Source organism: Pseudolysinimonas yzui (genome assembly GCF_014653215.1).
In the GTDB taxonomy this organism is placed as follows: Bacteria; Actinomycetota; Actinomycetes; order Actinomycetales; family Microbacteriaceae; genus Pseudolysinimonas_A; species Pseudolysinimonas_A yzui.
This window is the reverse complement of record NZ_BNAI01000001.1, coordinates 179,325-206,094: the sequence shown is the minus strand read 5'-3', so window position 1 is coordinate 206,094 and position 26,770 is coordinate 179,325. Positions and strand designations below refer to the sequence as shown.

Sequence of the window (26,770 nt, the reverse complement as noted above, 5' to 3'; positions counted from 1 at the left end):
ACCCGCCGCGACACCGTGACAAGCAAACTCACCCGCATAGCTCGGGCATCGGGCCGCTCTAACTCGGGCGTTCAGGCGAAATCGATCAAGGCTTCTTGTAGATCGAGTGTCGCCCAACCCTGCGCCACACGATGAACATTTCGCCGTCAACGGTCTCAAAGTGAAACGTCGCACGCCCGTCCGGACCGCTGAACGACCAGGTGATCGCGCACACTCGTTTAGTGCTGGACAGCCGCTCGAACCGTAGCGCGGCTGGCCACACATATGACGAGGGGTTGGCTTCATACTCCCGACAGGCGTCGATGAACGTCCGCAACGCTTCCTTGAACTTGGCGCGTTCGGGCGACGACAGGCGGCTATAGTCCGCATCGAACTGCGGAAGCCGCTTGTACTTCACTCAGTCGTCCAACGCGTCCAGGAATTCCTCGCCCGATTCGTGAATCTCACCAAGGCGCGCATCCGCCTCTGCTTCGGCCTGTCGCTCTCCCGCTTGCCAATTCGCGTCCCAGAACCATGCCTGCGAAGCGTCAACTGGCAGCTTTGGGCGAAGAACGATCTCGCCCTCACGCTCGATGATCTCAACCTGCGCACCTGGCTCGTCTAGGTGATAGCGCTTGCGGGCAGCGGCCGGCAACGCGATCGTGCCGCGTCCCTGGATGCTGACGTAGGTCGTCATAGTTGGAACCATAGCACCATAGGCGCATAGGTGTATAGGTGCACAGCTGCTTTGCAGCTACTTCCGAACAGGAGGAGCTTGACTCTCGAATCGCCCGGCGATGCTGGGGAGTCGTCCACTTCGCGTGTCGCACGGCAGCATCCACGCTTGCGGGTGAAGAACAAGAAGACCCCCGCTTACCGGGGGTTTTCTTACTGCTGGGGTGCCTGGACTCGAACCAAGAACAACTGAACCAGAATCAGCCGTGTTGCCAATTACACCACACCCCATCGGAGCCACCCGGAGGCGGACCGACTGATCACTCTACCGCACCTGCGGAGGTGCTTCGGCGCACCGGCGGCGGCGCGAGGTCAGGCCTGGAAGGCTCCGATGATCGCCCCCATCGCGGTGTACGACACGATCGCGTAGCCCGCGTTCACCGCCCAGTGGGCGAACGGCCGACGTTCGAAGAGACAGATCATCCCGAGCGACGTGGCGACCCAGCCGAGCCCGACGGCGAGTCCGGCGAAGGTGCCGAAGACCGCCCCGCCGTGCGCGATGAACGGCGCGAGCACGAGCGCCATGATGAAAGCGAGCAACAGCGAGCCGAGGTAGGTGAGCGGCGCGTTCTGCGTCAGCTGCTCGTCGGTCACGCCGGCCGCGCGTTGCCAGGGCTTGGCGAACAGCAGCGAATACCAGAGGCCGCCGATCACCATCGCGGTGACGCCGGCGACGGCGACGCCGAGCCAGCTGATGAGAGAGAAGTCCATGTCGAGTGTTCCTTTCTGAAAGGTCACCCGACGGTAGTGGCCCCCGGTGGCGTCGCGATTGTCGGAAATTCATCCATCGGCTGGAACGACGGGAACTCGGCGCCGTACTCACGCACACCGGCGAGATACCGGCTCGGGGTGTAGCCGGTGTAGCGCTTGAAGCAGCGGATGAAGTGCGGTTGATCGTGGTAGCCGGTGGCCGCGACCAGCTCGCTCCAGGTGGGCACGGCGTCGAACGGGATGGCGTTCAGAAAGTGTGAGAACCGCGTCAAGTCGGCGTAGGTCTTCGGGGCGACGCCGATGGCGGCGCGGAACCGACGGATGAGGTGTGCGTGCGTCAGGCCGAGATCGGATGCGAGGCGTGCGATGGGCAGGTCGGGGTCGGCCTCGAGGCGCGCGAGTCCCTCCCGCACGTCCGCATCGATCGTGACGTCGGGCCGGAGGGCGGCCTCCAGCAACTCGGTCAACACGTCGAGGGTGCGTTCGGGGTCGTGGTCGGCGGCGCGGAGGGCATCGCGCCACCCGGCGCTTCCGGTGATGATGTCGTCGGCATCCCGAACCCGCGCCGTCAGCTCGGAAGGCGGCATCGACACGAGCGCCGCGAGGCCTGCCGGCTCCAGCTCGGCACCGCACTGCCACAACCACTCGGGATTCTCGATGACGAGGTACTCCGGCTGGAGTCCCGACACGAACGCTGCGCGGAAGGGCTCGCCCACCCACTCCCCTCCGCGGGTCAGCAGCCGGTACGGGTCGGAGAGGTTGATGATGACGTGGGCCACCGGTTGCGGAAGGATGCGCTCGTATCGGCGGCGGGGCGGGTCCTCGTTGAACCAGAGCGAGCGCACCACCGACCGCAGAGCGGGTGGCGCTGGACGATAGGCGTACCCCACGGCTCAGACCACGACCTCGAGGGTCTTGCGCTTCGAGGTGTGACCGCGGCGGATCGAGACCCGCGACGGGGCGACGCCGAAGTGTGCGGCGACGAGTCGCACGACGGCGTCGTTGGCCGCCCCCTCGATGGCGCGCTCACGCACGTAGACCACGAGACCGCCGTCGGCATCCGCTTCGACCAGCGGACCCTTCGACGAGCCGGCCTTCACCTGCACAGTCACCCGCTCCGCCACGGTGCGCCTCAGCCGAGGTGCTGCCGGAAGCGTTCGAGCCGCACCAGGGTCGAGTCTTTGCCGAGGATCTCCATCGACTCGAACAGCGGCGGGCTGATGCGTCGGCCCGAGATCGCGGTCCGCAACGGGCCGAAGGCATCCCGGGGCTTGAGGCCGGCGCCGTCGATGAGCTCGGCGCGGAGGGCCTCCTCGATCGCGGCGGTCGAGAAGTCGTCGAGACGCTCCAGCGCCCCCGCCGCGGCTTCGAGGATGCGCGCGGCCTGGTCGGCATCCTTCGGCAGCGCGTCAGCGTCGAACTCGAGCGCGGAGTCGGCGGTGAAGAGGAAGCCGAGCAACCCCGACGCCTCCGACAGCACCATCATGCGCTCCTGCACGAGCGGCGCGGCCTCCCGCAGGATCGCCGCCTGCGCGGGCGTCGGCGGGTCGGCGACGTACTCGGCGAGGTAGGGCACGATGCGTCCGGCGAAGTCGTCGGCGGCAAGCATCCGGATGTGGTCGCCGTTGATCGCGTCGGCCTTCTTCTGGTCGAAGCGCGCCGGGTTGGGGTTGACGTCGACGATGTCGAAGGCTTCGACGAGGTCGGGCACCGTGAACACGTCGCGGTCGGCGGCGATCGACCAGCCGAGCAGGGCGAGGTAGTTGATGAGCCCCTCGGGGATGAACCCGCGGTCGCGGTGGTGGAACAGGTTCGACTCGGGGTCGCGCTTGGAGAGCTTCTTCGCGCCTTCGCCGTAGACGAGCGGCATGTGCGCGAATCGCGGGATGAAGGTGGTGACGCCAGCCTCGATCAGGGCGAGATAGAGGGCGATCTGCCGCGGGGTCGAGGAGAGGATGTCTTCGCCCCGGAACACGTGCGTCACGCCCATGAGCGCGTCGTCGACCGGGTTCACGAAGGTGTAGAGCGGGGCGCCGTTCGGGCGCACCACGACGAAGTCGGTGAACGACCCCGCCGGGAAGGTGATCTCGCCGCGGATCAGGTCGTCGAAACTCAGGTCGGTGTCGGGCACCCGCAACCGGAGGCTGGGGGCACGACCCTCGGCACGGAACGCCGCCCGCTGGTCGTCGGTGAGGTCGCGCTCGAAGTTGTCGTACCCCTGCCGCGGGTCGCGGCCGTTGGCGACGTTGCGCGCCTCCATCTCCTCGGGGGTCACGAACGACTCGTAGAGGTGGCCTGACGCCTTGAGCTTCTCGACGACCTCGAGGTAGATCGACGTGCGCTGCGACTGCCGGTACGGCCCGTGCGGGCCGCCGATCTCGACCCCCTCATCCCAGTCGATGCCGAGCCAGGTGAGCGCGTCGATCAGCTGCAGGTAGCTCTCCTCGCTGTCGCGGGCGGCATCCGTGTCTTCGATGCGGAAGACCATCTTTCCGCCGGTGTGCCGCGCGTACGCCCAGTTGAACAGGGCGGTGCGCACCATCCCGACGTGGGGGGTGCCGGTGGGCGAAGGGCAGAATCGCACGCGCACATCGGCGCCGGTCGCGGTACTGAAGGGGAGGGCAGACATCGCCACTGAGCTTAGGTGTCGAGCGAGCTTAGGCGTGCTCGAAGAGCCGGATGTCGTACTGGCGACAGCGCGGATCGACCGTCGCGAATGCCACGTCCTCAAGAGCTGCCTGGGCGATCAACATGCGGTCGAACGGGTCGCGATGATGAAAGGGCAGATCGAGCATCCGCCTCGCGTGCGACGACGTGAATGACATCCCGATGATGCCGTTCTCGGCAAGCAGTTCGTCGGGAATCCAGGGCGCGTCAAGCTTCCCGAGCGAGCGTTTGATCGCAATCTCAGCGTGAGTGACGGCTGACACGAAGACATCGTTGTCGGCATCCGCGATCGCGGCTCGGAAGGCCCTGGGCAGGTGCGGATCCTCCATGAGCCACCAGAGCAGTACGTGAGTGTCGAGGAGGATCCTCACTCGCCGTACCAGTCGCTGAGGGTTTCCTCATCCAGCTCATCGAAGTCGTCGTGGATGACGATCTGCCCCTTCAGGGCACCCGGAACCCGTGGCGCGGTGCGCCGGCCGATCGGCACGAGTCGCGCAGCGGGGCGACCGTTGCGCGAGATCGTGATCTCTTCGCCCTCCTCGACGCGAGCGATCAGCTTCGAGAGCTGGGTCTTGGCCTCGTAGATGTTGATCGACATGGAGCCAGCGTACCGCCCCTTGGTCAGACTTGACCAGACTCGACGCGGATGCGTGGGCGGCGCGCGCGACGGATCACGAGGGCGCCCACCACGACCGCGACGAGCACGATCGCGACGAGCGACAGGCCCGAGTAGCCGATCGCGGCGAGCACGACCCCGGCGCTCGCCGCGCCGATGCCCCCGGCGAGGCTCATCGACAGGTCGGCACGGCCCTGCACGACGGTGCGTCGCATCGGGTCGGCGCTGTCGGTGAGCAGGCCGGATGCGGCGACGGTCGCCGCGCTCCAGCCGAGCCCCAAGAAGATCAAGCCCGCCACCACCCAGCCGGAATGCTCGGCGCCGAACGACGTCATCAGGAGGGCGGCCAGCAGCATCCCCTGTCCCACCACGATGACGGGTGAGCGCCCGAACCGGTCGGAGAGCACGCCCCACACCGGCGAGAGCGCGTACATGCCGGCGACGTGCAGGCTGATCGTCAGCCCCACGATCTGCAGCGTCGCCCCGTGATCGACGAGATGCACCGGCGTCATCGCCATCACCGACGCCATCGTCGCGTGGCTGAGGGCGAGGGTCAGGATGGCGGTGATCACGCCGCCGCGATCCTCGGCGCGCGCCTCCACCTCGGTCGTGCCGCGCTCGACGCCGAGACGCAGCGCGGTGAGCAACGGGTCGGGGCGCAGCACCACGAGGTAGACGGTGACGGCGACCAGCTGTGCGGCGAGGGCGAAGATGAACACACCCGTGAGCGGCGGCAACCCGATCGAGCGCCCGAGCACGTCACCCGGACCGATGAGGTTCGGGCCGAGCACGGCGCCGAGCGTCGTCGACCAGACGACGACCGACAGGTCGCGCCCGCTGCGGGCCGGTTCCGACAGGTCGGTCGCGGCGAAGCGGGACTGCAGGTTCACCGCGGTGCCCACCCCGAGCAGGCCCATCGCGACGAGGAACAGCGGAAACAGGCCGGCAGCGGTCGCGACGATGCCGACGATCGCTCCGAGGGCCGCGAAGGCGGAGCCCGTGGCGAGCGCCGGCGACCGACCCGACGCTTGCGCGAGTCGGGCGAGCGGGATGGCCGCGGCCGCCGCGCCGAGGGTCGACAGGGTGACCGAGGTTCCCGACCAGGCGGGTGAACCGGAGAGCTGGGTTGCGAGCAGGGCTCCAGCCGAGAACGTCGCGCCCATGCCGACCCCGGCGAGCGCCTGCCCGCTGATGATCGCCACATGGCTGCGACGCCGGATGCGGACGACGTCCGCGTCGGTGAGTGCGGTCATCCCGCCCTCGCTCATGCCGAGTCGCGGTTACGCGCCGGGTTGCTCAGGGTGCCGATCCCCTCGATCGTGATGTCGACCGTCTGACCGGCGACGAACCCGCCGAGCCCCGACGGCGTGCCGGTCATGATGATGTCGCCGGGCAGAAGAGTCCAGACATCCGAGATGTACTCGAAGAGCGTCGGCAGGTCGTAGATGAGGTCTTTCGTGTTGCCGTGCCGCCGTGGCTCCCCGTCGACGTGGCTCTGGATCTCGAGGTTCGACGGGTCGAGTTCCGTCTCGATCCACGGGCCGATCGGGGCGAACGTGTCGTAGCCCTTCGCCCGTGCCCACTGCCCGTCGGCGAACATCTGGTCGCGCGCCGACACGTCGTTGCCGATCGTGAACCCGAAGACGTAGTCGCGCCAGTCCGCGGCCTTCACCTGCTTCGCGATGCGACCGACGACGACGACGAGTTCGCTCTCGTGGGTGATGCGCCCCTCGACGGGCGGGATCTGGATCGCCTCGCCGGGGCCGATGACGGCCGTGTTCGGCTTGAGGAAGATCAGCGGGTTCTCGGGAGCCTCGATGTTGGACATGTCGGCGCGGTGGTCGGCGTAGTTCAGGCCGACACAGACCACCTTCGAGCGCGGGATGACCGGGGCGAGCAGCCGCACGTCGGCGAGCGGCAGGCGCTCCCCCGTGGGCTGGAATCCGGAGAAGATCGGATCACCGGCCAGCACGACGATCTCGTCGTCGTTGTCGACGATGCCGTACCGGGGGTCGGCGTCCGCGATGGCGAAGCGGGCGACTCTCACGAGTCTCAACCCTAGACCTGGGCGGGCGCTCCGCCGGGCTGCGACAGGATGGGTGGTATGGACCTCCTCGTCGACGGGCCCGATGACGCGCCCACCCTGGTGCTCGCCCACGGTGCGGGTGCCGCGATGGATTCCCGCGGCATGACGGATGTCGCCTCCCGCATCGCCGCTCGGGGCGTGCGGGTGGTGCGGTTCGAGTTCGCCTACATGGCATCCCGGCGTTCCGGCGGGAGGCGGCCGCCACCGCGCGCCGAGACCTTGCTCGACGAGTACCGGGCGGTGCTCGCGGAGGTGGGCGGGCGACCGGTGATCGGGGGGCGCTCGATGGGCGGCCGGGTGGCGAGCATGATCGCCGGCTCGGAGTTCGAGGCCGGGTCGATCGCCGGGCTGGCCTGTCTGTCCTACCCGTTCCACCCGCCGGCCGCCGCCGATCGTCCGCGCACCGCGCACCTGGTCGATCTGCGCGTGCCGACCCTCATCGTGCAGGGCACCCGCGATCCGTTCGGCTCACCCGACGAAGTCGCGGGCTACGGGCTCGGAGAGTCGATCGAGGTGCTCTGGCTCGACGACGGCGACCACGATCTTCGACCCCGCAAGGCGGTGAGCGGCCACACGCACGCCCAGCATCTCGACACCGCGGCGGATGCCGTGGCCGCGTTCGTCATGCGGGTCACGGGTCGCCGCTGACGGCCACGAGGCCCGGAGCTCAGGTGCGCGCTGACGCGTGGTCCCCGACGGCGACATCCGCGACGGCATCCGCGATGCGCTTGAACGTCGCAGCGACCTCGTCGCGCCGCTCGACAGGCACCGCAGCTTCGAAGGCCGCGACGTATAGCTTCCGAGCGTCTTCGACCGCATCGGCCCCAACCGGGGTGATCTCGAGATAGACGCTGCGCCCGTCCTCGGGATTCGGGGTGCGCAGCACGTACCCCGCGGCGACCAGGCGATCGATCATCGCCGTCGTCGCACTCAACGACAGAGCCAGGTAGTCGGCCAGGCTCCGAGGGGTGACGTCCGGCGTCATCTGCACGAATGCCACCGCACGGAAGTCGGAGGCGTGAAGGCCGTGGTCTCGTGCGATCGCAGTGAGCAGCAGGTCATTCTCACGACGCATCCGGCTGAACGCGATCAGCACATCGCTCAGCGCGGTCTCGGTCGACTCGTCGACCTCAACAACTTCACGAAACATCGCCAGTCCCCCTTGGCTCTGCACTTCCCCAGACCCGGAGTGTACCCCTCGTGACCCCCCTGGACGAGGGCGACCCGCCTTGGGGGCTTCGTGAAACCGCTCCCACCGTTAGTTTGATCGTCGAACTTGCTACTTCGATCATCGAACCAACCCGAGGAGTATTCAGATGACCACCACCCTGCGCCGACGCCGTGCCGGCCGCATCGCGAACTGGCTCGCCCTGCCGGTCGCGATCCTGCTGAGCGGCGCCACGATCGGCACCGCGTCCTACGCCGCGTTCTCGGCCACCACGTCGACGCCGACGAACAACTGGGCCACCGGCACCGTCGCGCTGTCCGACGACGACTCGGCCACGGCCCTCTTCACCGCCACCAACCTGGCACCCGGATCGACCGGAACCCGCTGCATCGCGGTCACCTCGACCGGCTCGCTGGCATCCGCCGTGCGCCTCTACGGCACCGGCGCCACCACGACCAACGCGCTCAGCAGCCACATCACGCTGACGATCACCCAAGGCACCGGCGGCAGCTTCGCCGGCGGCTGCGTCGGGTTCACCCCGCTCGTCTCCGGGGCGGCCGTCTACACCGGTTCGCTCGCAAACTTCGGCACGACCGCCACGAACTACGCCACCGGCCTCGGCTCCTGGGCGCCTACGGGCACCGCCGCCGAGACGCGGGTGTTCCAGTTCGTGTACACGGTCGATGCCGGGGCACCGAACACCACCCAGGGCGGCACCGCTGCGCTCGGATTCACCTGGGAGGCGCAGAACAGCTGATCGGTCGGGCCGTCCGGCACCTGATTCGGGGGTGCCGGACGGACTCCGTTCGCGTCGATCCGCTCCCCGATCGCCTTCCCCGCCGCATCCCGCTCAGTCTCCCGTCCCCCTTCGTCTCGCACGCCTACCCGAGGAGGTGCAGAAGTGCACGTCACGCTTGTCATCACGACGTTGGCGCGCATCATCCTGTTCGCCGTCGCGAGTTGCCTGTTCTGGTCGGCCATCCCGACACTCTGGGGGTGGAAAGCCACCACCGTGATGAGCGACTCGATGGCACCCGCCGTCCGCGCCGGCGACATCGTCGTCGCGATGCCGGTCGCCGACCCCGCCGCCTCACCGGGTCGTGTGCTGCTGTTCGAGGATCCCGACCATCCCGGGCAGTTGCGCCTGCACCGCCTCGTCGGTCCGACCGCCGAGGGCCTGCTGATCACCCGCGGCGATGCCAACGCGACCACCGACTCCACCCCGGTGACACCCGACGACGTGCACGGCGTCGCCGTGTTGCGTGCTCCCGCGATCGGGCTGCCCTTCCTCTGGGCCCGGGAAGGCCGGTGGGAGCTCATCCTCGGTGCCGTCGTCGCGACCCTCGGACTCGGGGTCGTCGCGTTCGGCCGCCGCAACGCGCATCGGGCCGATTCCGACCCCGCGGTCGCGCGCGCCATCCCGTCCGCACTCGCCGTGATCGCCGCCGTCACCGTCGTCACCGTCATCGGATCGAGCGGCACCGCCCACGCCGCGTACGCCAGCCAGAGTCCGAACCCGTCGACCGCTCTCGCGGCCGCCCCGACCTTCGGCTGTCTCGTCGAGACGCCGCTCGATTCGCCCTCCCTGCTCTACGCCGTGAACGAGGGAACGGGCACCACCGCGACCGACGCGTCGGGCAACGGCCGAACGGGCACGATCCTGGCGGGCGCCACGCGGGAGGTCGGCGACTGCGTCGGCACCAGCCCGTCGCTCGCCCTCGCCGCCGCCGTCACGAGCGGCATCACGGTGCCCGGGGCCGCCATCGCGCCGCCGAACACCTTCAGCATCGAGATCTGGTTCCGCACGACGTCGACGGGCGGTGGGCAACTCATCGGATTCGGGGAGAGCGCCACCGGCACCTCGGCCGTCGCCGATCGGCGCATCTGGATGACCACGGGGGGAGGACTACGCTTCAGCATCCGTCAGAACAACACGGTGCGCACCCTGAACGCGCCCGGGACCTACCACGACGGCGGATGGCATCACGCGGTCGCGACCCTCTCGTCGGCCGGGATGCGACTCTACGTCGACGGGGTTCTGGAAGCCTCCAACACCCGGACCACCGCCTACCACTACAACCCGTACGGCTCAGACGGCTTCTGGCGGGTCGGCGGCGACACGACGACCGGGATGTCGGGGGTGCTCGACGCGACCCTGGTCTCGAGCATCGACAACGCCGCCGTCTACACGACGGCTCTCAGCGCCTCACGCGTCGCCGCGCACTACGCCGCCGGTCGCTGACCCCGGATCCACCGGCTCAGGCGTCGAGACGCATCAACCAGTTGTGGCGATCGGGCACCCGTCCGTACTGGATGTCGGTCAGCTCCTGCCGCAGCGACATCGAGACGCGCTCGCCCGACGGCTCGGGCATGACGATCGAGACGTGCTCGCCCTTCAGCTCCGAGATCGGCGTCAAGACCGCTGCCGTGCCGCACGCGAAGGCTTCGACGATCTCACCCGACGCGACGCCGTCGACCCACTCCTGCAACGGCACCGGCCGCTGTTCGACCTTCAGGCCGCGGTCGCGCCCGAGCTGCAGCACCGAGTCGAGGGTGATGCCTTCGAGGATGCTGTCGCTCTCCGGCGTGATCAGCCGGCCGTCTTTCGTGACGAGCACGACGTTCATGCCGCCGAGCTCTTCGAGATAGGTGCCCGAGCCGTCGAGGAACAGCACCTGCGCACATCCGTGGTCGTAGGCCTCGGCCTGGGCGACGAGGCTCGACGCGTAGTTGCCGCCCGTCTTCGCTGCTCCGGTGCCGCCCTTCCCGGCGCGCGCGTACTGGGTCGACAGCCAGATCGCCACCGGGGTGACGCCGCCCGTGAAGTAGGCGCCGGCGGGACTGGCGATGAGGTAGTAGTTCACCTTGGCGGCCGGACGAACGCCGAGGAAGGCCTCCTTCGCGAACATGAACGGTCGCAGGTAGAGGCTCGTCTCCGGGGCGGTCGGCACCCAGTCGCCGTCGACGGCGATGAGCTGCTTCAGCGACTCGAGGAAGTACTCGACCGGCAGCTCGGGCAGGGCGAGGCGCTTGGCGGAGCGCTGCATCCGGGCGGCGTTCGCTTCGGGCCGGAACGTCCAGATCGACCCGTCGGCGTGCCGGTATGCCTTGAGGCCCTCGAAGACCTCCTGGGCGTAGTGCAGCACCGCCGCAGCCGGGTCGAGCGAGATCGGGCCGTAGGGCTGCACGCGCGGGCGGTGCCATCCACCCTTCTCCGACCAGCAGATGTCGACCATGTGGTCGGTGAAGTGCTTGCCGAATCCGGGGTCGGCGAGGATCGCCGCGCGCGCCTCGGCCGACTTCGCGGCGTCGTTGCGGGTGACCTGCCAGAGCAGGTCGGGGGTCGCCATCGGCAGGAGGTTGATCGTCATGAGAACTCCGTTGAGTAGGTGTCTAGTCTGCGCCCAAGCGGCGCGAGATGGCAGAGCCGATCTCGTCCGTCGAGCGGGCGGTGGGTCCTCGTTCGGCGAGATCCGCCGTCACCGCGGCCTCGATCCGTCGCGCGGCGTCCGCGAGCCCGAGGTGGTCGAGCAGCAGAACCGTCGAGAGGATCGCCGCGGTGGGGTCGGCTTTCCGCTGCCCCGCGATGTCGGGAGCCGAACCGTGTACCGGCTCGAACATCGAGGGGAACGCGCCGTCGGGGTTGATGTTGCCCGACGCGGCCAGTCCGATGCCGCCGCTGATAGCGCCGGCCAGATCGGTGAGGATGTCGCCGAAGAGGTTGTCTGTGACGATCACGTCGAACCTAGCAGGGTCGGTCACCAGAAAGATCGTCGCGGCATCCACATGGAGGTAGTCCCACGCCACGGATGGATGATTGGCCGCCTCCCGCTCCACGGCCCGCGCCCACAGGCTGCCGGCGTAGACGAGCACGTTGGTCTTGTGCACGAGCGTGAGCTTCTTGCGGCGCTTCTCGGCGAGGTCGAAGGCGTACTTCACGACCCGCTCGACGCCGTAGGCGGTGTTGACGCTCACCTCGTTGGCGACCTCCGCGGGGGTGCCGACGCGGATGCTGCCGCCGTTGCCGACGTACGGACCCTCGGTGCCTTCCCGCACGACGACGAAGTCGACATCCCCCGGGTTCGCCAGCGGACTCGTGACGTTCGGGAACAGCTTGGTCGGCCGCAGGTTGACGTAGTGGTCGAAGGCGAACCGCAGCTTCAGCAGCAGACCGCGCTCGATGATCCCGCCCGCCAGCTTCGGGTCGCGGGGGTCGCCGCCGACGGCGCCGAGCAGCATCACCTCGTGCTTCGCGAGAGCGGCGAGATCGTCGTCGCCGAGGATGACCCCGGTCTCGAGGTAGTGCCGGGCACTGTACGGGTATTCGGTCGTGCGGAGGTCGGCGTCGGCACCGAGGGCGGCACGAAGAACGGCCACCGCCTGCTCGGTCACTTCGGGGCCGATCCCGTCGCCGGGGATGAGGGCGAGGTCGATCGTGCGAGTCACGCCCGCCAGCCTATTCGGGGTGCGGGACGTGGGGATCCGACCTACGCCTCGACGATCTCGATCGCGCGCAGCGACGTCGCCGAGATCTGAGCCGCGATGCGCTCGAGCACCTCGTCGGGCACCGGCGAGTCGACCGTCAGCACGCTGAGCGCCTGCCCGCCGGCGCTCTGGCGGGCGATCTGCATGCCGGCGATGTTGACCTTCGCGTCGCCGAGCTCCTTGCCGTAGGTGGCGACGATGCCGGGGCGGTCTTCGTAGGTCATGAGGATGAGGTGGTCGGCGAGCGGCACCTCGATGTCGTAACCGTTCAGGCCGATGATCTTCTGTGCGAGTTTGGTGCCGGCGAGCGTGCCCGCCACCTCGACGACCGAGCCGTCGCCGAGCACCCCGCGCAGGGTCGTCGTGTTGCGGTAGTCGACGCTGTCTTCCGAGACCGCGAGTGTCGAGGTGATGCCGCGCTGCTCGGCGAGGAGCGGGGCGTTGACGTACGACACGTTCTCGGTGACCAGGTTGGTGAAGTAGCCCTTGAGCGCCGCAAGGCGGTAGACGCTCACGTCGTAGGCGGCGAGCTCGCCGCGCACATCCACCTCGAGGCTGGTGAGGGCACCGTGCCCGGCGACGCCGGCGAGCACCTGGCCGAGCTTCTCGACGAGGGCGATGCCCGGCCGCACGAACGGGTCGATGACGCCGCCCGCGACGTTGACGGCATCCGGAACCAGTTCGCCTTCGAGCGCGAGCCGCACGCTGCGGGCGACCGAGACGCCCGCCTTCTCCTGTGCCTCGTCGGTCGAGGCGCCGAGGTGCGGGGTGACGACGATGTTCGGCAGGCCCAGCAGCTTCTTCTCGACGGGAGGCTCGGACACGAAGACATCCAGCCCCGCCCCGGCGATCTCGCCGGCGACGAGCGCGTCGTACAGGGCGTCTTCGTCGATGAGGCCGCCGCGGGCGACGTTGATCACGAAGGCGGTCTTCTTCATCGCCTTGAGTTGCGCGGCGCCGATCATGCCGGTCGTCTCGGGCGTCTTCGGCATGTGGATGGTCACGAAGTCGCTCTGCGCGAGCAACTCGTCGAGGGTCATCAGGGTCGCGCCGAGCTGCTGGGCGCGGGTCGCCGTGACGTAGGGGTCGTAGGCGACGATCTCGACGCCGAAGGCCTGCAGTCGCGCGGCGATGAGCGCGCCGATGCGACCGAGGCCGATGATGCCGACGGTCTTATCGTACAGTTCGACGCCGGTGTACTTCGAGCGCTTCCACTCCCCCGCCGCCAGGCTCGCGTGTGCGGCCGGGATGTGCCGGGCGAGCGAGAGGATGTGGCCGATCGTCAGCTCGGCGGCACTGATGATGTTGGAGGTCGGCGCGTTGACGACCATGACGCCGGCCTCGGTCGCGGCCTTGATGTCGACGTTGTCGAGCCCGACGCCCGCGCGGGCCACCACCTTGAGCGCCGGTGCGGCGGCGAGCGCCTCGGCGTCGATCTGCGTCGCCGAGCGGATGAGCACCGCCTGCGCCTCGGCGAGCGCCGCGAGCAGTGCCGGGCGGTCGGTGCCGTCGACATCGCGGATGTCGAAGTCGGTGCCGAGTGCTTCGACGGTGGCGGGAGAGAGTTCTTCGGCGATCAGGACGATCGGCTTGGCCACTGAGATTCCTTCGTCAGGGGTCGGGCGCCGGGTGGAGGCGGGGCGCAACTTCCCGATTGTAGCGAGCGGCGGCGGGGCCCCGACGCCCGGGCTTCACGCGGCGCAATGTGACGCGCTACAGCGTGAGGGGCGGCTGGATGGCGCCGACGAGGGTGACGATGCCGAAGTAGAGGGCGAAAGAGGTCGCGAGGGCGACGGTGAGGATGAGGGCGCGGGCGAACGGCGGACGACCGCGGCCGAGCAGCAGCCCGGCGACGTAGAGCACCGGCGGGAGCACCACCGCGAGGATCAGCAGCGGCCAGGGCACGGCGTCGCCGATGCCGTAGGCCTCATAGACGGCGGGCAGCGCGCCGAGGTTGGAGATCGGTCCGAACAGCGCGAGCGCGAACAGCACCGCGAATACCAGCGGGATGACGATCATGAGAGGCTCCCCGCGTACTGGAGTGCCGCGACGAACTGCAGCACGAGCGGCCAGGGCAACAGCACGGGGAGGCCGAGGGCGAGCCAGCCGACCCGCACGAGCGGCCGGTGCTGCGCCGTGAGGGTGACGGTCGCCGCGAACCACAGCGGGGCGGCGAGCATCGCGAGGAACTCCCCGAACTGCCAGAGGATCTCGCCGAACAGCGACGCCGACCCGGAGGAGAGCTGCTGCACCGCGAAGATCCAGCCGACCGCGATCGCCAGGTAGGGCACGACGAACGCGACGGTCGCGATCGACCGGCCACGCGATCCGGGGGCCTCGTCGGGCTCGGCCTCGGCACCGGCGACGGCCGGCTCGGGTTCGCGCAGTCGAGGGGCCGCGCGTCCCTGTTCTTCGTCGCCGACCCAGGTCAGCGCTTCGTCGTCGTCGTCGAATTCGTCGACGTCTGCTGCCCGGGCCACCCGATCACGTTACCCGCCTGACACATGGGTGGAGTTGACTCACCGCATGGATCTGATCGAGGTCGAGGGGATGCGCGTGGCCGGTTCGCGCGCCGACCTCGTGCTCGGCCCCGGCGAGGCGGTGCTCGGCGGCGGCACCTGGCTGTTCTCGGAGCCGCAGCCCGGACTGCGCGGGCTCGTCGACCTCACGGGACTCGGCTGGGATCCGGTCGTGGCCCGGGAGGACGGCGGGCTCTCGATCGCCGCGACCTGCACGCTCGCGCAGGCACGGGATGCCGCGGGCCGGTTCGGCACCGCGGCTGCGGTGGTCGAGGCCTGCGTCGACGCGTTGCTCGGCTCGTGGAAGATCCACAACATCGCGACCGTCGGCGGCAACATCTGCCTTGCCCTTCCGGCTGGGCCGATGACGTCGCTCGCCGGCGGCCTCGGGGCGACCGCGGTCGTCTGGACTCCGGCTGCTGAGGGCACCGACGGCGGGGAGCGTCGCATCCCGGTCGCCGACTTCGTCACCGGGGTGCGCTCGACGGTGCTGCGACCCGGCGAGGTGCTGCGGGCCGTCGAGTTCCCGGCGCCGCCCGCCTGGGTGTCGCATCGGCGCGCGTCGCTCGCCCCGCTCGGCCGGTCGGCGGCGCTCGTGCTCGCCCGCCGTGACGGCGACGGTTTCACCCTCACCGTCACGGCATCCACCGCCTCCCCAAGGGTGTTCGCCTTCGCGCACGTGCCCGAGGCCGCCGAGCTCGCGGCGGCGATCGCCGGCTGCGACTGGTACGACGACGCGCACGGTGCCGCCGACTGGCGGCGGGCGATGACGCTGCGCTTCGCCGAGGAGCTGCGGGCGGAGGCACGCGCCGTGGAGGCACAGCCGTGAGACTCGAGGTCGACGGACAGCCGCTCGACGCGGAAGCGCGCCCCGGGCAGGTGCTGCGCACGCTGCTGCGCGAGAACGGGGTGTTCGCCGTCAAGAAGGGCTGTGACGCGGGCGACTGCGGCGCGTGCTCGGTACTGCTCGACGGCACGCCGGTGCATTCCTGCCTCGTTCCGGCGCACCGCGCCGAGGGCCGCACGGTGACGACCGCCGCGGGACTCGGCACCCCCGAGCACCCGCATCCGGTGCAGCGGGCCTTCGCCGACGCCGGCGCGTTCCAGTGCGGGTTCTGCACCGCGGGCTTCGTGGTCACCGCGTCGGCGCTCGACCGAGCACCGCACCAGGATCTCGATCACGCCCTCAAGGGCAACCTGTGCCGGTGCACCGGGTACCGGTCGATTCGGGATGCCGTCGCCGGCACGGTGAACGTCGACGGCGATGCGCTGGGTGCCTCGGTCGCTCCCCCCGCGGCGATGCGGGTCGTCACCGGACACGAGGAGTACACCCTCGACACGACGACCACCGGGCTGTTGCACCTCGCCGTGCTCGGCAGCCCGCATCCGTCGGCGCGCATCCGCTCGATCGACACGACCGCCGCCGCCGCGCTTCCGGGAGTCGTCGCGGTGCTCACCCACGCCGACTCCCCCGCGACGCTGTTCTCGACCGGCCGGCACCAGAACCGTGCCGACGACCCCGACGACACCCTCGTGCTCGACCCGGTGATCCGGTTCCACGGGCAGCGGGTCGCCGCCGTCGTCGCCGAGAGCGTCGCCGCCGCCGAACGCGCACTCTCCTCGATCGTCGTCGACTACGAGGTGCTGCCGGCCGTGTTCGACCCGCTCGTCGCGCGTGAGCCCGGCGCGCACCTCGTGCACGGCGACAAGCATCCCGAGACCTCCCGCATCGACGCCCCCGAACGCAACACCGTCGCCGAACTGCACGCCGAGCGCGGCGACACTGCGGCGGCGATCGAGAAGGCGGATGCGGTGGTCACCGGCACCTGGACGACGGCGCGCGTCACGCACGCGGCGCTCGAAACTCACGCCACCCGCGGCTGGCTCGACGCCGACGGGCGGCTCGTGCTGCGCACCTCCAGTCAGGTGCCCTACCTGGTGCGCGACGAGATCGCCCACATCTTCGGTCGTTCCCGTGACACGGCGCGGGTGTTCACCAAACGCGTCGGCGGCGGGTTCGGCGGCAAGCAGGAGCTGCTCACCGAAGACATCGTCGCCCTCGCCGTGCTCGCCACGGGCCGACCGGTGCAGTACGAGTTCACGCGGGCGGACGAGTTCCAGCGGGCGCCGCTGCGGCATCCGATGCGGGTCTCGGTCACCGCCGCCGGTACCGCCGACGGCATCCTCACCGCCCTGCACGTCGACCAGCTGATGGACACCGGTGCCTACGGCAACCACGGGCGCGGCGTCATGTTCCACAGCGTGCACGAGTCGGTCGCCGTCTACCGCTGCGCCAACGTGCGCATCGACGCGCAGTCGGTGTACACCAACAACCCGCCGTCGGGGGCGTTCCGCGGTTACGGCCTGGGGCAGGTGATCTTCGCCGTCGAGTCGGCGATCGACGAACTGGCGCGGAAACTCGGCATCGACCCGATCGAGTTCCGCCGCCGCAACGTCGTGCGCCCCGGCGACCCGATCCGCACCATCGAGGAGGAGCCCCCGACCGACATCGCCTACGACGGCGACCACGGCGCCGGCCAGGTGCTCGACCTCGTCGCATCCGCCCTCGCAGCCACGAGCGACACCGTCGAAGAAGGCTGGCTGCTCGGCGAGGGCACGGCACTCGCGATGATCGCGACCATCCCCCCGCGGGGGCACTTCGCGGATGCCGTGGTGCGACGGCTGGCGGACGGCTTCTTCGAGGTCGAGGTCGGCACCGCGGAGTTCGGCAACGGGTCCACCACGGTGCACGCCCAACTCGCGGCCGACGCGCTCGGCACGACGCCCGACCGCATCCGCATCCGGCAGTCCGACACCGACGTCGCCGGACACGACACCGGCGCGTACGGCTCCACCGGCGTCGTCGTCGCCGGCCGGGCCGTGCACCAGGCGGCGACGGCGCTCGCCGCCGACCCGACGCTCACCGAGGCCCGCGGCCACAGCGACGGTGCCTCGCGATCGGTCGCGTTCAACGCCCACGGGTTCCGGGTGGCGGTCCACCCCGCGACCGGCGAGGTGCGCATCCTGAAATCGGTGCAGGCGGCGGATGCCGGGACGGTGCTCAACCCCGAACAGCTCCGCGGGCAGATCGAAGGCGGAACGGCTCAGGCGATCGGGTCGGCGCTCTACGAGGAGGTGCTCGTCGAGGAGGGCGTGGTCACCACGTCGACGTTCCGCAACTACCGGGTGCCGAAGATCGGCGACATCCCGCCGACCGAGGTGCTGTTCGCCGAAACGCACGACCCGCTCGGCCCGCTCGGCGCCAAGTCGATGTCGGAAGCCCCGTACAACCCGGTCGCCCCGGCGCTCGCGAACGCCATCCGGGACGCCTTGGGGGTCCGGCCGTACTCGCTCCCCATCTCGCGTGATCGCGTGTGGAGGCTCGCGCTCGGGGGGTCGGACTGATCCGCCGTTCGCGAGTCAAGAGCGGGGACCCCTACCCCGATTGACTCGCGAACGGCGGATCAGTCCTCCTCAGTTGCTCGATCGCCACCGCCGCGGCTACTGGGGGCGGATGCGGCGTTGGGTTGCTCGGAGGGGTTCGGGGAGGCGGCCCGATGTGGTGGCGAGGATCTCGGCCAGGATCGACACCGCCGTCTGCTCGGGGGTCGTGGCGCCGAGGTCGAGGCCGATCGGGGCGTGCAACCGGGAATGGTCGACCCCGCGGGCGTCGAGTTCGACGCGGCGCGCGTCGGTGGTGCGGCGGGAGCCCATCGCCCCGACGTAGGCGGCGGGTGAGGCGAGAGCGATCGCGAGCAGGTCGGCGTCGTACCGGTCGTCGTGGCCGAGGTGGCAGATCACGGTGCGGTCATCGATCGGGGTGCGGGCGAGGAAGTCCGGGGGCCACTCGACCACCAGGTCGGCGCCGGGGAACCGCTCGGGAGTCGTGAACACCTCGCGCGGGTCGACGACGGTGACGGCGTAGCCGAGCACCTGGGCAGCCGCGGACAGGGCCGCCGAGAACTCCATCGCGCCGACGATGATCATGCGGGCCGGCGGTTCGACGGCGTCGACGAAGAGCGGGTCAGATGCCGCAACGGCGAAGCCGTGGTCGGTCAACGCAACCGATGTCGGGGCGCCGGCCGCGGCATCCCGCAGCAGTTGAACGACCGCGTCGGTCGGGCGCACGACGCCGAGGTGCAGCCGGATCTCGCCGCCGCAGGCGAGACCGACGCCGAACGCGGCCTCGTCGGAGACCCCGAACGACACGACGCGGGTGCGGCCGTCGTCGAGCACCCGCTCGGCGACCTCGACGATCGCCCCCTCGATGCAGCCGCCCGCGATCGATCCGATGGCGGCGGAGCCGTCCCACGACATCGACGTGCCGAGGGTGCGCGGCATGCTGCCGTCGACCCCGATGGCGGTCACGACGACGAGGGATGCGCCGGCATCCAGCCGGGGCAGCAGTCGCGCGGCGATCTCGAGCATGCCGTGAGGCTACGCCGCGCGGATGTCGACGGTGTTTCGGCTCACTGCGTGCGGATGCGGTCGAGACTTGGCGGATCGCCCGCTTCGAGATGACCCCGCAGTGGACCGAGGGGACGCGCCCAGTCGACGGGCGGCTGGCTCCGGCCTGACCAGCGACACACGCCCGACACATCCGGCTGGCAGGATCGCGGCGTGATCATCCACGATGCCACCGCGATCCTGATCGAGCCGGGTGTCGAGACTTCGGGCGACCTGGAGGTTGCCGGCGAAGGGAGCCTCGACGCGTCGGGATGCGTCGTCACCCCCGGCCTGGTGAACGCGCACCACCACCTGTTGCAGTCGGCGTTCCGCACCCTGCCGGACACCCGCGGGGTGCCGATGAGCGACTGGCTGCCCGCGATGGCGGCGGCCTACTCCGCGGCAGGAGTCGACCCGGAACTCGCGGGGCTCGCCGCGAGCGTCGGCGTCGCCGAGGGGCTGCTCTGCGGGGTCACGACGGTCGCCGACCATCACCTCACCTGGCCCGCCGGCCTCTCCACGGACGACACCGTGGGGATCGCCACCGCCGTCGCCGACGCCGCCCTCGCCCTGGGGGGCCGCCTGGTCTTCGTGCGCGGCAGTGCGCGTGACGACCCGCAGGAGGCGGGGGCGAGCGCCGACGCGATCGCGACCGCGCTGGCTCCCCGCACGACAGACGGGATGCTACAGCTCGCGGTCGGGCCGGCGGGCGTGCACTCCGACTCCCGCGAGACCTTCGAGGTGTTCGCCGAAGTCGCCGCCCGGCACGGCCTGCGCCGTCGCACCCAGTCGAACGAGCAGGTCGACGTGCGCGTCGCCGCCGAGAAATACGGCAAGCGGCCCCTCGACCTGCTCGAGGAGTGGGGCTGGCTCGCCCCCGACGTGACCCTCGCCCACCTGTGCGACGTGACGCCCGCCGAGATCGCGCGGCTGGCATCCGCGGGCGTGACGGCGACGCACGCGCCGGGCTGCGACGTGCCGATGGGCTGGGGCGTCGCCCCCGTCGCGGCACTCCGGGATGCGGGGGTGACGGTGGGCCTGGGCACGAGCGGCGGCGGGTCGAACGATGCCGGGCATCTGCTCGCCGACGCGCGGCTCGCGATGCAGGTCTCCGCACTCGTCGGCCCGCAACTCCCGGCGCGCGACGTGCTGACGATGGCGACCCGGGGATCCGCGGCGGGCCTCGGGCGCGACGACCTGGGTCACCTCGGCGCGGGAGCGGCGGGCGACCTCTGCGTCTGGGATGTCTCCGGAGTCGCCGACGCGGGCGTCGCCGATCCTCTCGCCGGGCTGCTCTGGGCCGCCCCCGGCCGCCGCCCCCGGCACGTGATCGTCGACGGCAGGGTCGTCGTGCGCGACTATTCCCTGGTCGATGCCGACGAGCGCGAGCTGGTGGCGCGGCTGCGCGAACGGGTGGGGCGCTAGAGCTCGAGCACCAGCCGCGGGCAGGCCGCGCGCGAGACGCAGATGAACATCGTGTCCATCCGCGCGCGCTCCTGCGCGGTGAGGATCGAGTCGCGGTGGTCGATCTCGCCCTCGGCGACCGGCGTCTCGCAGGTGCCGCAGGTGCCTTCGCTGCAGCTCCACGGCACGAGCACCCCGTGCTCTTCGACGACCTCGAGGATGCTCTTCTCGGGCGGCACCTCGAGGGTGAGCCCCGAGAACTGCAGCTCGACCTCGAACGGCTCCGGCCACACCGGCGCGCGCAGCGGCACGGCGACGAACCGCTCGGCGTGGAACTCGAGTCCCGCACGAGACGCCTCCGCCTCGGCTTCGTCCAGCAGACGTGCCGGGCCGCAGGCGTACACCGCGGTGCCGGGGGCGGCCGCGCCGAGCACGCCGGGAAGGTCGAGCCGGACGCCGTCGCGGTAGAGGTGCAGGCGCTCCCCGTGGAGTGCCCGGAGGTCGTCGACGAGCGCCATGTTGCCCGCGCGGCCCGCGTAGTGCACCGCGTAGTCGCGCCCGGTCGCTGCGGCGGCGTGCGCCATCGCCGAGATCGGGGTGATCCCGACGCCCCCGGCGAGGAACAGCACGGGCGCCGGCCCCGCCCGGAACTCGAAGTGGTTGTGCGGCCCGCCGACCTGCAGCGTGTCGCCCTCACGCACGCCGTGCAGCCAGGTGGAGCCCCCGCCACTCTCGGCTTCGCGCAGCACCGCGATGCGCCAGGTCGGCGCCGCCGGGTCGCCGATCAGCGAATACTGCCGGGTCAACCCGCCGGGTACGGCAGAGGGAGGGATGACGACATCCAGATGCGCACCCGGCCGCCAGCCCGGCAGGCGCCGGCCTTCGAGCGGCGCCAGTTCGAGCACGACGACATCGCCGACCGCCTCGCGGGAGACGACGACGGGGGTGAAGGCGGCGCCGCGCAGCCGGCTCATCGTGACCCGCTCACAAGTGACCTGCGCACAATTGACCTGCTCATAGGCGGGCGGGGTGCTCCTTCACGACGAACAACCGGTAGCCCGCGTCGAGCGACCGCCACCGGTGCGGGGTGCCGCCGACGTAGTAGAGGGAGTCGCCGGGCCCGAGGGTGAACCGACCGCGGTCGCCGAGGTCGACCTCGATGGTGCCCTCCACGACGTGCAGGAACTCGTCTTCGGCATGGCTGAACGCATCGCCGAACTCGCGGTTCTCGCCGGCGAGCGCCATCGGATGGAACCGGCGCTGATCACCGTGCACCAGCATCCGGCCCTCGCCCTCGGCGTAGTGGCCGCGCGATCCCTCGTCGGCCCGCACCAACCCCACCGGGGCGTCGCTGCCTTCCGCGTCGTCGTCGGCACCGGAGAGCAGCTCGAGCTGGCTTGAGCCGAGGGCACGCGCGATCTTCTCGAGCGACCCGATGCTCGGCCGCGCCAGCCCGCGCTCGAGCTGGCTGAGGAACGGGTGCGAGAGCAGCGACGCCTCCGCGAGCTGCACGAGCGTCATGCCGCGCGCATGCCGGAGCCGCCGGATGTGGGAGCCGATGCGCTCGGCCTGCACGTCCGGCTCGACGTCGACACTGTCGGGCACGCCACCGAGTATCACCCGTCCCGGGGCGGGCGACGACCAGGGGCGAAGGAATTAACACGCGGAAACGGTCGCGATACACGCCGGAAACGCAACCTCCGTAGCGTCGCCAGTGTTGAGCGCATCAACATTCCCCTGGCTGCCCGGCGCTGCGTAGCTGCACTCATGAACGCTGCCGGAGTCCACGTTGAGCTCATTGCCTCTCCCCCTGAGGGTCCTGAGGAATGCCACGCTCGCTGACGGCTCCCTCGTCGATGTCGAACTCGGGGGCGGGCGCGTGGTCTCGACCCGTCCCGCTGCGCCAGACTCCGCGCCCACCGAAGGGGGCGAGGATGGCGCCGACGTTCTCGACCTCACCGGGTACGTGTTGCTGCCCGCTCCCGCCGAACCGCACGCGCACCTCGACAAGGCGCGGTCGTGGGACCTGATCGCCCCGCCGATGGGCGACCTGGTGAAGGCGATCGAGTCGTGGCACGCGTTCTCGGACGCGATGACGGTCTCCTCGATCGCCGACCGGGCACGCACCCAAGCCCTCGCGATGCTGCGCAACGGCACCACCGCCATCCGTTGTCACGTCGACCTGCTGCCCGGACCCGACCCGCTGCGCGGCGCCCGGGCGCTGCTGCGGGTGCGCGACGAGCTGCGCGACCTGCTCGACCTCGAACTCGTCACCCTGTGCACCGACCTGGTGCCCGACGCGGTGATCGAGGAGGCCCTCGACCTCGGCCTCGACCTGGTCGGCGGCGCGCCGCATCTCGCGGCGGATCCGCTCGGCGAGGTGCGTCGCCTGCTCGCGATCGCGGAGAACCGCGGGGTGGGCGCCGACCTGCACACCGACGAAGCCCTCGACGGCGAGCCGACGATCCTCGAGTTCGCCCGGATCGTGCGCGACTGGCAGGTTCCGGTGTCGGCCGGCCACTGCGTACGACTCGGCACGCTCGACGAGGCCGACCTCGCCGAGGTCGTGGATGCCGTGCTCGCCAGCGACATCGGCATCATCACCTTGCCGATCACCAACCTCTACCTGCAGGGCTGGGAACACCCAGTCGCCACCCCGCGCGGCCTCACCGCGGTGCGCACCCTGCTGGATGCCGGGGTGCGGCTGGGTGCGGGCGCCGACAACGTGCGCGACCCGTTCAACCCGGTCGGGCGCAGCGACGCCCTCGAGACCGCGTCGCTGCTGGTCACCGCCGCCCACCTGACCCTCGACGAGGCGTACGCCGCCGTCAGCACCGGGGCGCGCAGCGTGATGTCGCTTCCCGAGGCGGGCCCGACCCCGGGCGCGGCCGCCGAGCTGCTCGCCGTGCGCGCCGACTCCCTCGCCGAGGTGATCGCCGAGGCGAGCCCGGAACGCCTGGTGATCCACGCCGGATCGCTCGTCGCGCGCAGCACCCTCAGCGTCGAACTCGCCGCGCCGAACCTCACGAATCCCCGAATCGGAGTCGCCGTATGAGCACCACCGCCCCGGTCGCCACCGACACCCTGCTCGATTTCCGCAACGTCGAGATGACCTTCCCGAACGGCACCGTCGCCCTGCGCGGCGTGGACCTCACCGTGAACCGCGGCGAGTTCGTCACGGTCGTCGGCCCGTCCGGCTGCGGCAAGAGCACACTGTTGCGCATCGCCTCGGGGTTGGAGACGGCGAGCGACGGCACCGCGCACCTCGGCACCGACCGCATCGGCTACGTCTTCCAGGACGCGACCCTGCTGCCCTGGCGCTCGGTGCTGGCGAACGTCGAACTGCTCGCCGAACTGCAGTGGCAGACGATCGCCGTGCGCCGCAAGAAGGCGCTCGAGGCGATCGAGCTGGTCGGGCTGACCGGCTTCGAGAAGCACCTGCCCAAGCAGCTCTCCGGCGGGATGCGGATGCGCACCTCGCTCGCGCGGTCGCTCACCCTCGAGCCCGAACTGTTCCTCTTCGATGAACCGTTCGGGGCACTCGACGAGATCACCCGGGAGCGCCTCAACGACGAACTGCTGAAGCTCTTCGTCGAGAAGCAGTTCGCGGGTCTCTTCATCACCCACTCCGTGTCGGAGGCGGTCTACCTCTCCACCAAGGTCGTCGTCATGTCGGGTCGCCCCGGCGGGATCGTGAAGACGTTCGACGTGCCGTTCCCGATGCCCCGCGACCCCGACATCCGCTTCACCCCCGAATTCGCCGAACTCGTCGGCGAGGTCTCCCACGCGCTTCGAGAGGGGCACAGCTGATGAGCGACGACAACCCCGTCATCGTGGTGATCAACACCATCACCTCGCCGGCCCGGCGGCAGCGTTCGGGCGGTTACGGTCCGGCCAAGGTCTGGCTCTGGCTCCCCCCGATACTCGTGCTGGGTGCCGTCATCGGACTCTGGTACGCGATCTCGGCGTCCCTCGGTGCTCGCAGCTTCATCCTGCCGACCCCCGACCGCATCCTCGAGGTGTACCTCACCGAGCAGACCCGCGGCGAGATCTTCGCGGGCCTGGGCGTGACCGTGCAGACGATGATCGCGGGCCTCATCGCCGCATCCGTCATCGGCATCGGCTGGGCGATCGCGATGAGCCAGGCGAAGTGGATCGAACGCTCCACCTACCCCTACGCCGTCGTGCTGCAGTCGATCCCGATCCTCGCGATCACCCCGATCATCGCGTTCTGGGCGCCCGACGGGTTCACCGCCCGCACGATCGTCTGCGTCCTGATCGCCCTGTTCCCGATGGTGTCGAACACCTACTTCGGCCTGCAGTCGGTCGACCGCAGCCACCGCGAGCTGTTCCAGTTGCAGAAGGCCACGCGCTGGATCGTGCTCACCAAGCTGCAGCTGCCCGCCGCCCAGCCGGCGATCTTCGCGGGCCTGCGCATCTCGGCCGGACTCGCCGTCGTCGGGGCCGTCGTCGGCGACTTCTTCTTCCAGCAGGGCGTCATCGGCATCGGCGCCCTCATGCGCAAGTACCAGGCGCGCCTGCAGATGGAGGAGCTGTTCGCCTCGGTGATCCTCGCGTCGCTGTTCGGCGTCGCCGTGTTCCTGATCTTCGGCCTGATCGCTCGCCTCGCGGTCGGCAAATGGTACGACTTCGGCTGATCGCCGACGGTCGCCCGCACCACCCCGCACCATCCACAACCCCGCACCATCCACCCCTGATGCACCCAAGAAACGGAGAACCCATGCGAATCACTCGCACCCGTGGGCTCGTCGCGGTCGGCCTCGCCTCCGCGCTCGCCCTGACGGCCTGTGCCGCACCGGCCGAAGAGACCGATGGCGGCACCGACCTCGAGATCGGCGCCATCGACCTCGCCGCGGCCGGCTGCCCCGCGAACGTCAAGATCGCCACCGACTGGTTCCCCGAGGCGGAGCACGGCCACCTCTACGAGCTCGTCGGACCCGACCCGACCTTCGAGGCGACCAGCGAGTACTCGGTCACCGGCCCGCTCATGGCGTCGGGCGAATACACCGGCGTCGACGTGACGATCGTCTCGGGCGGCTCGGCTCGCCCCGACTTCCTCCAGCCCGACGGCATGCTCTACGCGGAGGAAGACATCCTGCTCGGCTACGTCGGCAACGACGAAGCCGTGGTGCACTCGAACACGTACCCGACGATCGGCATCTTCGCGCCGCTCGAGAAGGACCCGCAGATGATCATGTGGGACCCCGCGACGCTGACCGATGTCGAGACCATCGCCGACCTCGGTGAGGCGGGTACGTCGATTCGCGTCTTCCCCGGCGGCTACTACATCGACTACTTCACGTCGTCGGGTGTGCTGTCGACCGAGCAGATCGACTCGACGTATGACGGCGCTCCCGACGTGTTCGTCGCGTCGGGCGGCACGATCGCCCAGCAGGGCTTCGCGTCGGCCGAGCCGTACATCTACGAGAACGAGATCTCGGCGTGGGGCAAGCCCGTCGCGTTCGAGCTGATCAACGACGCCGGCTACCCGAAGTACGCGGCCGTCGTCTCGACCAAGCCCGAGAACGTCACCGAATACGCCGACTGCTTCGCCGCCCTGGTGCCGGTGCTGCAGCAGGCCGAGGTCGACTACTACGCCGACCCGGCGGAGACCAACGAGCTGATCCTGGCCGCGGTCGAGGCCTACGCCACCTTCTGGGTGTACAGCGCCGCGGTCGCCGACTACTCGGTGGAGACCCAGCTCGAGATCGGCCTGGTCAGCAACGGCCACGACGACATCATCGGCAACGTCGACCCGGAGCGCGTGCAGGCGCTCATCGACATCGCCACCGGCATGTACGCGGACGACGCGGAGAAGGACATCCGCACCGACCTGACGGTGGAGGACCTCTTCACCGACCAGTTCATCGACCCGTCGATCGGTCTGTAACTCACCACCTGAATCACCGAAACAGAAACACAGCACAGCCATG

General features: G+C 70.1%; 29 protein-coding genes and 1 tRNA gene. 10 read left to right on the top strand and 20 right to left on the bottom strand.

What is annotated here, in order from left to right; genetic code table 11:
• Window positions 1-85 precede the first annotated feature (85 nt).
• The 11 genes from IE173_RS01055 to IE173_RS01005 all read right to left on the bottom strand — a co-directional run bounded on the left by IE173_RS01055 (window position 86) and on the right by IE173_RS01005 (window position 6,755).
• Window positions 86-397, bottom strand: a complete 312-nt coding sequence (locus tag IE173_RS01055; protein ID WP_191282528.1) for a hypothetical protein — start codon at window positions 395-397, stop codon at window positions 86-88.
• A complete protein-coding gene (locus IE173_RS01050; RefSeq protein ID WP_229841792.1) occupies window positions 398-676 on the bottom strand; it encodes an AbrB/MazE/SpoVT family DNA-binding domain-containing protein in 279 nt (92 codons plus the stop codon).
• A 197-nt stretch (window positions 677-873) separates the two neighbouring features.
• Window positions 874-945, bottom strand: a tRNA-Gln gene (locus tag IE173_RS01045).
• Window positions 946-1,026: 81 nt separating this feature from the next.
• Window positions 1,027-1,425: a DUF1761 domain-containing protein gene (locus IE173_RS01040; RefSeq protein ID WP_191281538.1), complete on the bottom strand. Its 399-nt coding sequence runs from the start codon at window positions 1,423-1,425 to the stop codon at window positions 1,027-1,029.
• Window positions 1,426-1,448: 23 nt separating this feature from the next.
• Window positions 1,449-2,315: a helix-turn-helix domain-containing protein gene (locus IE173_RS01035; protein ID WP_308433063.1), complete on the bottom strand. Its 867-nt coding sequence runs from the start codon at window positions 2,313-2,315 to the stop codon at window positions 1,449-1,451.
• Window positions 2,316-2,318: 3 nt separating this feature from the next.
• Window positions 2,319-2,537 (bottom strand): DUF167 domain-containing protein, encoded by a 219-nt coding sequence (locus tag IE173_RS01030; RefSeq protein WP_373298440.1) that lies wholly within the window; start codon window positions 2,535-2,537, stop codon window positions 2,319-2,321.
• 20 nt (window positions 2,538-2,557) lie between these two features.
• The gene (gltX, locus tag IE173_RS01025; RefSeq protein WP_191281535.1) at window positions 2,558-4,054 is read right to left on the bottom strand and encodes a glutamate--tRNA ligase; all 1,497 of its coding nucleotides are present in this window, start codon (window positions 4,052-4,054) and stop codon (window positions 2,558-2,560) included.
• Between the two features lie 28 nt (window positions 4,055-4,082).
• Window positions 4,083-4,463 (bottom strand): type II toxin-antitoxin system VapC family toxin, encoded by a 381-nt coding sequence (locus IE173_RS01020; protein ID WP_191281534.1) that lies wholly within the window; start codon window positions 4,461-4,463, stop codon window positions 4,083-4,085.
• Window positions 4,460-4,690 carry a type II toxin-antitoxin system Phd/YefM family antitoxin gene (locus IE173_RS01015; protein WP_191281533.1) on the bottom strand — a complete coding sequence of 77 codons (231 nt, stop codon included), beginning with the start codon at window positions 4,688-4,690 and terminating at the stop codon, window positions 4,460-4,462. The genes IE173_RS01020 and IE173_RS01015 overlap by 4 nt, the downstream gene beginning before the upstream one ends.
• A gap of 23 nt (window positions 4,691-4,713) precedes the next feature.
• Window positions 4,714-5,961: an MFS transporter gene (locus IE173_RS01010; RefSeq protein ID WP_191281532.1), complete on the bottom strand. Its 1,248-nt coding sequence runs from the start codon at window positions 5,959-5,961 to the stop codon at window positions 4,714-4,716.
• Between the two features lie 11 nt (window positions 5,962-5,972).
• Window positions 5,973-6,755 carry a fumarylacetoacetate hydrolase family protein gene (locus tag IE173_RS01005; RefSeq protein ID WP_191281531.1) on the bottom strand — a complete coding sequence of 261 codons (783 nt, stop codon included), beginning with the start codon at window positions 6,753-6,755 and terminating at the stop codon, window positions 5,973-5,975.
• 57 nt (window positions 6,756-6,812) lie between these two features.
• Here IE173_RS01005 and IE173_RS01000 point away from each other — a divergent pair, with 57 nt between their 5' ends.
• Window positions 6,813-7,442 carry an alpha/beta fold hydrolase gene (locus IE173_RS01000; RefSeq protein WP_229841791.1) on the top strand — a complete coding sequence of 210 codons (630 nt, stop codon included), beginning with the start codon at window positions 6,813-6,815 and terminating at the stop codon, window positions 7,440-7,442.
• Between the two features lie 19 nt (window positions 7,443-7,461).
• Here the strand turns inward: IE173_RS01000 and IE173_RS00995 are convergent, their stop codons facing one another.
• Window positions 7,462-7,944 carry a MarR family winged helix-turn-helix transcriptional regulator gene (locus IE173_RS00995; protein ID WP_191281529.1) on the bottom strand — a complete coding sequence of 161 codons (483 nt, stop codon included), beginning with the start codon at window positions 7,942-7,944 and terminating at the stop codon, window positions 7,462-7,464.
• 166 nt (window positions 7,945-8,110) lie between these two features.
• Here IE173_RS00995 and IE173_RS00990 point away from each other — a divergent pair, with 166 nt between their 5' ends.
• Window positions 8,111-8,719: a M73 family metallopeptidase gene (locus IE173_RS00990; RefSeq protein WP_191281528.1), complete on the top strand. Its 609-nt coding sequence runs from the start codon at window positions 8,111-8,113 to the stop codon at window positions 8,717-8,719.
• Window positions 8,720-8,863: 144 nt separating this feature from the next.
• Entirely contained in the window at window positions 8,864-10,204 is a 1,341-nt protein-coding gene (locus tag IE173_RS00985) for a LamG-like jellyroll fold domain-containing protein (RefSeq protein WP_191281527.1), read from the top strand.
• Window positions 10,205-10,220: 16 nt separating this feature from the next.
• Here IE173_RS00985 and IE173_RS00980 read toward each other — a convergent pair whose 3' ends face one another.
• The 5 genes from IE173_RS00980 to IE173_RS00960 all read right to left on the bottom strand — a co-directional run bounded on the left by IE173_RS00980 (window position 10,221) and on the right by IE173_RS00960 (window position 14,927).
• The gene (locus tag IE173_RS00980) at window positions 10,221-11,333 is read right to left on the bottom strand and encodes a branched-chain amino acid aminotransferase (RefSeq protein WP_191281526.1); all 1,113 of its coding nucleotides are present in this window, start codon (window positions 11,331-11,333) and stop codon (window positions 10,221-10,223) included.
• A gap of 22 nt (window positions 11,334-11,355) precedes the next feature.
• Window positions 11,356-12,408, bottom strand: coding sequence for a 3-isopropylmalate dehydrogenase (locus tag IE173_RS00975; RefSeq protein ID WP_191281525.1), 1,053 nt, complete (start codon window positions 12,406-12,408; stop codon window positions 11,356-11,358).
• Between the two features lie 41 nt (window positions 12,409-12,449).
• The gene (serA, locus tag IE173_RS00970; protein WP_191281524.1) at window positions 12,450-14,045 is read right to left on the bottom strand and encodes a phosphoglycerate dehydrogenase; all 1,596 of its coding nucleotides are present in this window, start codon (window positions 14,043-14,045) and stop codon (window positions 12,450-12,452) included.
• Window positions 14,046-14,160: 115 nt separating this feature from the next.
• Window positions 14,161-14,466, bottom strand: a complete 306-nt coding sequence (locus IE173_RS00965; RefSeq protein ID WP_191281523.1) for a hypothetical protein — start codon at window positions 14,464-14,466, stop codon at window positions 14,161-14,163.
• Window positions 14,463-14,927 carry a hypothetical protein gene (locus IE173_RS00960; protein WP_191281522.1) on the bottom strand — a complete coding sequence of 155 codons (465 nt, stop codon included), beginning with the start codon at window positions 14,925-14,927 and terminating at the stop codon, window positions 14,463-14,465. The genes IE173_RS00965 and IE173_RS00960 overlap by 4 nt, the downstream gene beginning before the upstream one ends.
• 46 nt (window positions 14,928-14,973) lie before the next feature.
• Here IE173_RS00960 and IE173_RS00955 point away from each other — a divergent pair, with 46 nt between their 5' ends.
• On the top strand, window positions 14,974-15,795 hold the full coding sequence (locus IE173_RS00955) for an FAD binding domain-containing protein (protein ID WP_191281521.1): 822 nt from the start codon (window positions 14,974-14,976) through the stop codon (window positions 15,793-15,795).
• A complete protein-coding gene (locus IE173_RS00950) occupies window positions 15,792-18,371 on the top strand; it encodes a molybdopterin-dependent oxidoreductase (protein WP_191281520.1) in 2,580 nt (859 codons plus the stop codon). The genes IE173_RS00955 and IE173_RS00950 overlap by 4 nt, the downstream gene beginning before the upstream one ends.
• 96 nt (window positions 18,372-18,467) lie before the next feature.
• On the opposite strand, the gene IE173_RS00945 is transcribed toward IE173_RS00950, so the two are convergent.
• Complete coding sequence (locus IE173_RS00945; RefSeq protein ID WP_191281519.1) at window positions 18,468-19,394, bottom strand: XdhC family protein; 927 nt, start codon at window positions 19,392-19,394, stop codon at window positions 18,468-18,470.
• A 192-nt stretch (window positions 19,395-19,586) separates the two neighbouring features.
• On the opposite strand from IE173_RS00945, the gene IE173_RS00940 reads away from it, so the two are divergent.
• Window positions 19,587-20,837: an amidohydrolase family protein gene (locus tag IE173_RS00940; protein WP_191281518.1), complete on the top strand. Its 1,251-nt coding sequence runs from the start codon at window positions 19,587-19,589 to the stop codon at window positions 20,835-20,837.
• On the opposite strand, the gene IE173_RS00935 is transcribed toward IE173_RS00940, so the two are convergent.
• A complete protein-coding gene (locus IE173_RS00935) occupies window positions 20,834-21,790 on the bottom strand; it encodes a PDR/VanB family oxidoreductase (RefSeq protein ID WP_191281517.1) in 957 nt (318 codons plus the stop codon). The genes IE173_RS00940 and IE173_RS00935 overlap by 4 nt on opposite strands.
• Before the next feature lie 40 nt (window positions 21,791-21,830).
• A complete protein-coding gene (locus IE173_RS00930) occupies window positions 21,831-22,421 on the bottom strand; it encodes a helix-turn-helix domain-containing protein (RefSeq protein WP_229841790.1) in 591 nt (196 codons plus the stop codon).
• A 274-nt stretch (window positions 22,422-22,695) separates the two neighbouring features.
• On the opposite strand from IE173_RS00930, the gene IE173_RS00925 reads away from it, so the two are divergent.
• The 4 genes from IE173_RS00925 (at window position 22,696) to IE173_RS00910 (ending at window position 26,727) form a co-directional block, all read left to right on the top strand.
• Entirely contained in the window at window positions 22,696-23,871 is a 1,176-nt protein-coding gene (locus IE173_RS00925) for an amidohydrolase family protein (RefSeq protein WP_229841789.1), read from the top strand.
• Window positions 23,868-24,626, top strand: a complete 759-nt coding sequence (locus IE173_RS00920) for an ABC transporter ATP-binding protein (protein WP_191281515.1) — start codon at window positions 23,868-23,870, stop codon at window positions 24,624-24,626. The genes IE173_RS00925 and IE173_RS00920 overlap by 4 nt, the downstream gene beginning before the upstream one ends.
• The gene (locus IE173_RS00915) at window positions 24,626-25,474 is read left to right on the top strand and encodes an ABC transporter permease (RefSeq protein WP_191281514.1); all 849 of its coding nucleotides are present in this window, start codon (window positions 24,626-24,628) and stop codon (window positions 25,472-25,474) included. Before IE173_RS00920 ends, IE173_RS00915 begins: the two co-directional genes overlap by 1 nt.
• 83 nt (window positions 25,475-25,557) lie before the next feature.
• Window positions 25,558-26,727 (top strand): substrate-binding domain-containing protein, encoded by a 1,170-nt coding sequence (locus IE173_RS00910; RefSeq protein ID WP_191281513.1) that lies wholly within the window; start codon window positions 25,558-25,560, stop codon window positions 26,725-26,727.
• The last annotated feature ends 43 nt before the right edge of the window (window positions 26,728-26,770 follow it).

Coding starts and splice junctions, on each gene's coding strand:
- IE173_RS01050 (WP_229841792.1), bottom strand. CDS start 676: ATGACGACCTACGTCAGCATCCAGGGACGCGGCACGATCGCGTTGCCG.
- IE173_RS01040 (WP_191281538.1), bottom strand. CDS start 1,425: ATGGACTTCTCTCTCATCAGCTGGCTCGGCGTCGCCGTCGCCGGCGTC.
- gltX (WP_191281535.1), bottom strand. CDS start 4,054: ATGTCTGCCCTCCCCTTCAGTACCGCGACCGGCGCCGATGTGCGCGTG.
- IE173_RS01015 (WP_191281533.1), bottom strand. CDS start 4,690: ATGTCGATCAACATCTACGAGGCCAAGACCCAGCTCTCGAAGCTGATC.
- IE173_RS01010 (WP_191281532.1), bottom strand. CDS start 5,961: ATGACCGCACTCACCGACGCGGACGTCGTCCGCATCCGGCGTCGCAGC.
- IE173_RS01000 (WP_229841791.1), top strand. CDS start 6,813: ATGGACCTCCTCGTCGACGGGCCCGATGACGCGCCCACCCTGGTGCTC.
- IE173_RS00995 (WP_191281529.1), bottom strand. CDS start 7,944: ATGTTTCGTGAAGTTGTTGAGGTCGACGAGTCGACCGAGACCGCGCTG.
- IE173_RS00990 (WP_191281528.1), top strand. CDS start 8,111: ATGACCACCACCCTGCGCCGACGCCGTGCCGGCCGCATCGCGAACTGG.
- IE173_RS00980 (WP_191281526.1), bottom strand. CDS start 11,333: ATGACGATCAACCTCCTGCCGATGGCGACCCCCGACCTGCTCTGGCAG.
- IE173_RS00965 (WP_191281523.1), bottom strand. CDS start 14,466: ATGATCGTCATCCCGCTGGTATTCGCGGTGCTGTTCGCGCTCGCGCTG.
- IE173_RS00955 (WP_191281521.1), top strand. CDS start 14,974: ATGGATCTGATCGAGGTCGAGGGGATGCGCGTGGCCGGTTCGCGCGCC.
- IE173_RS00945 (WP_191281519.1), bottom strand. CDS start 19,394: ATGCTCGAGATCGCCGCGCGACTGCTGCCCCGGCTGGATGCCGGCGCA.
- IE173_RS00935 (WP_191281517.1), bottom strand. CDS start 21,790: ATGAGCCGGCTGCGCGGCGCCGCCTTCACCCCCGTCGTCGTCTCCCGC.
- IE173_RS00920 (WP_191281515.1), top strand. CDS start 23,868: ATGAGCACCACCGCCCCGGTCGCCACCGACACCCTGCTCGATTTCCGC.
- IE173_RS00915 (WP_191281514.1), top strand. CDS start 24,626: ATGAGCGACGACAACCCCGTCATCGTGGTGATCAACACCATCACCTCG.
- IE173_RS00910 (WP_191281513.1), top strand. CDS start 25,558: ATGCGAATCACTCGCACCCGTGGGCTCGTCGCGGTCGGCCTCGCCTCC.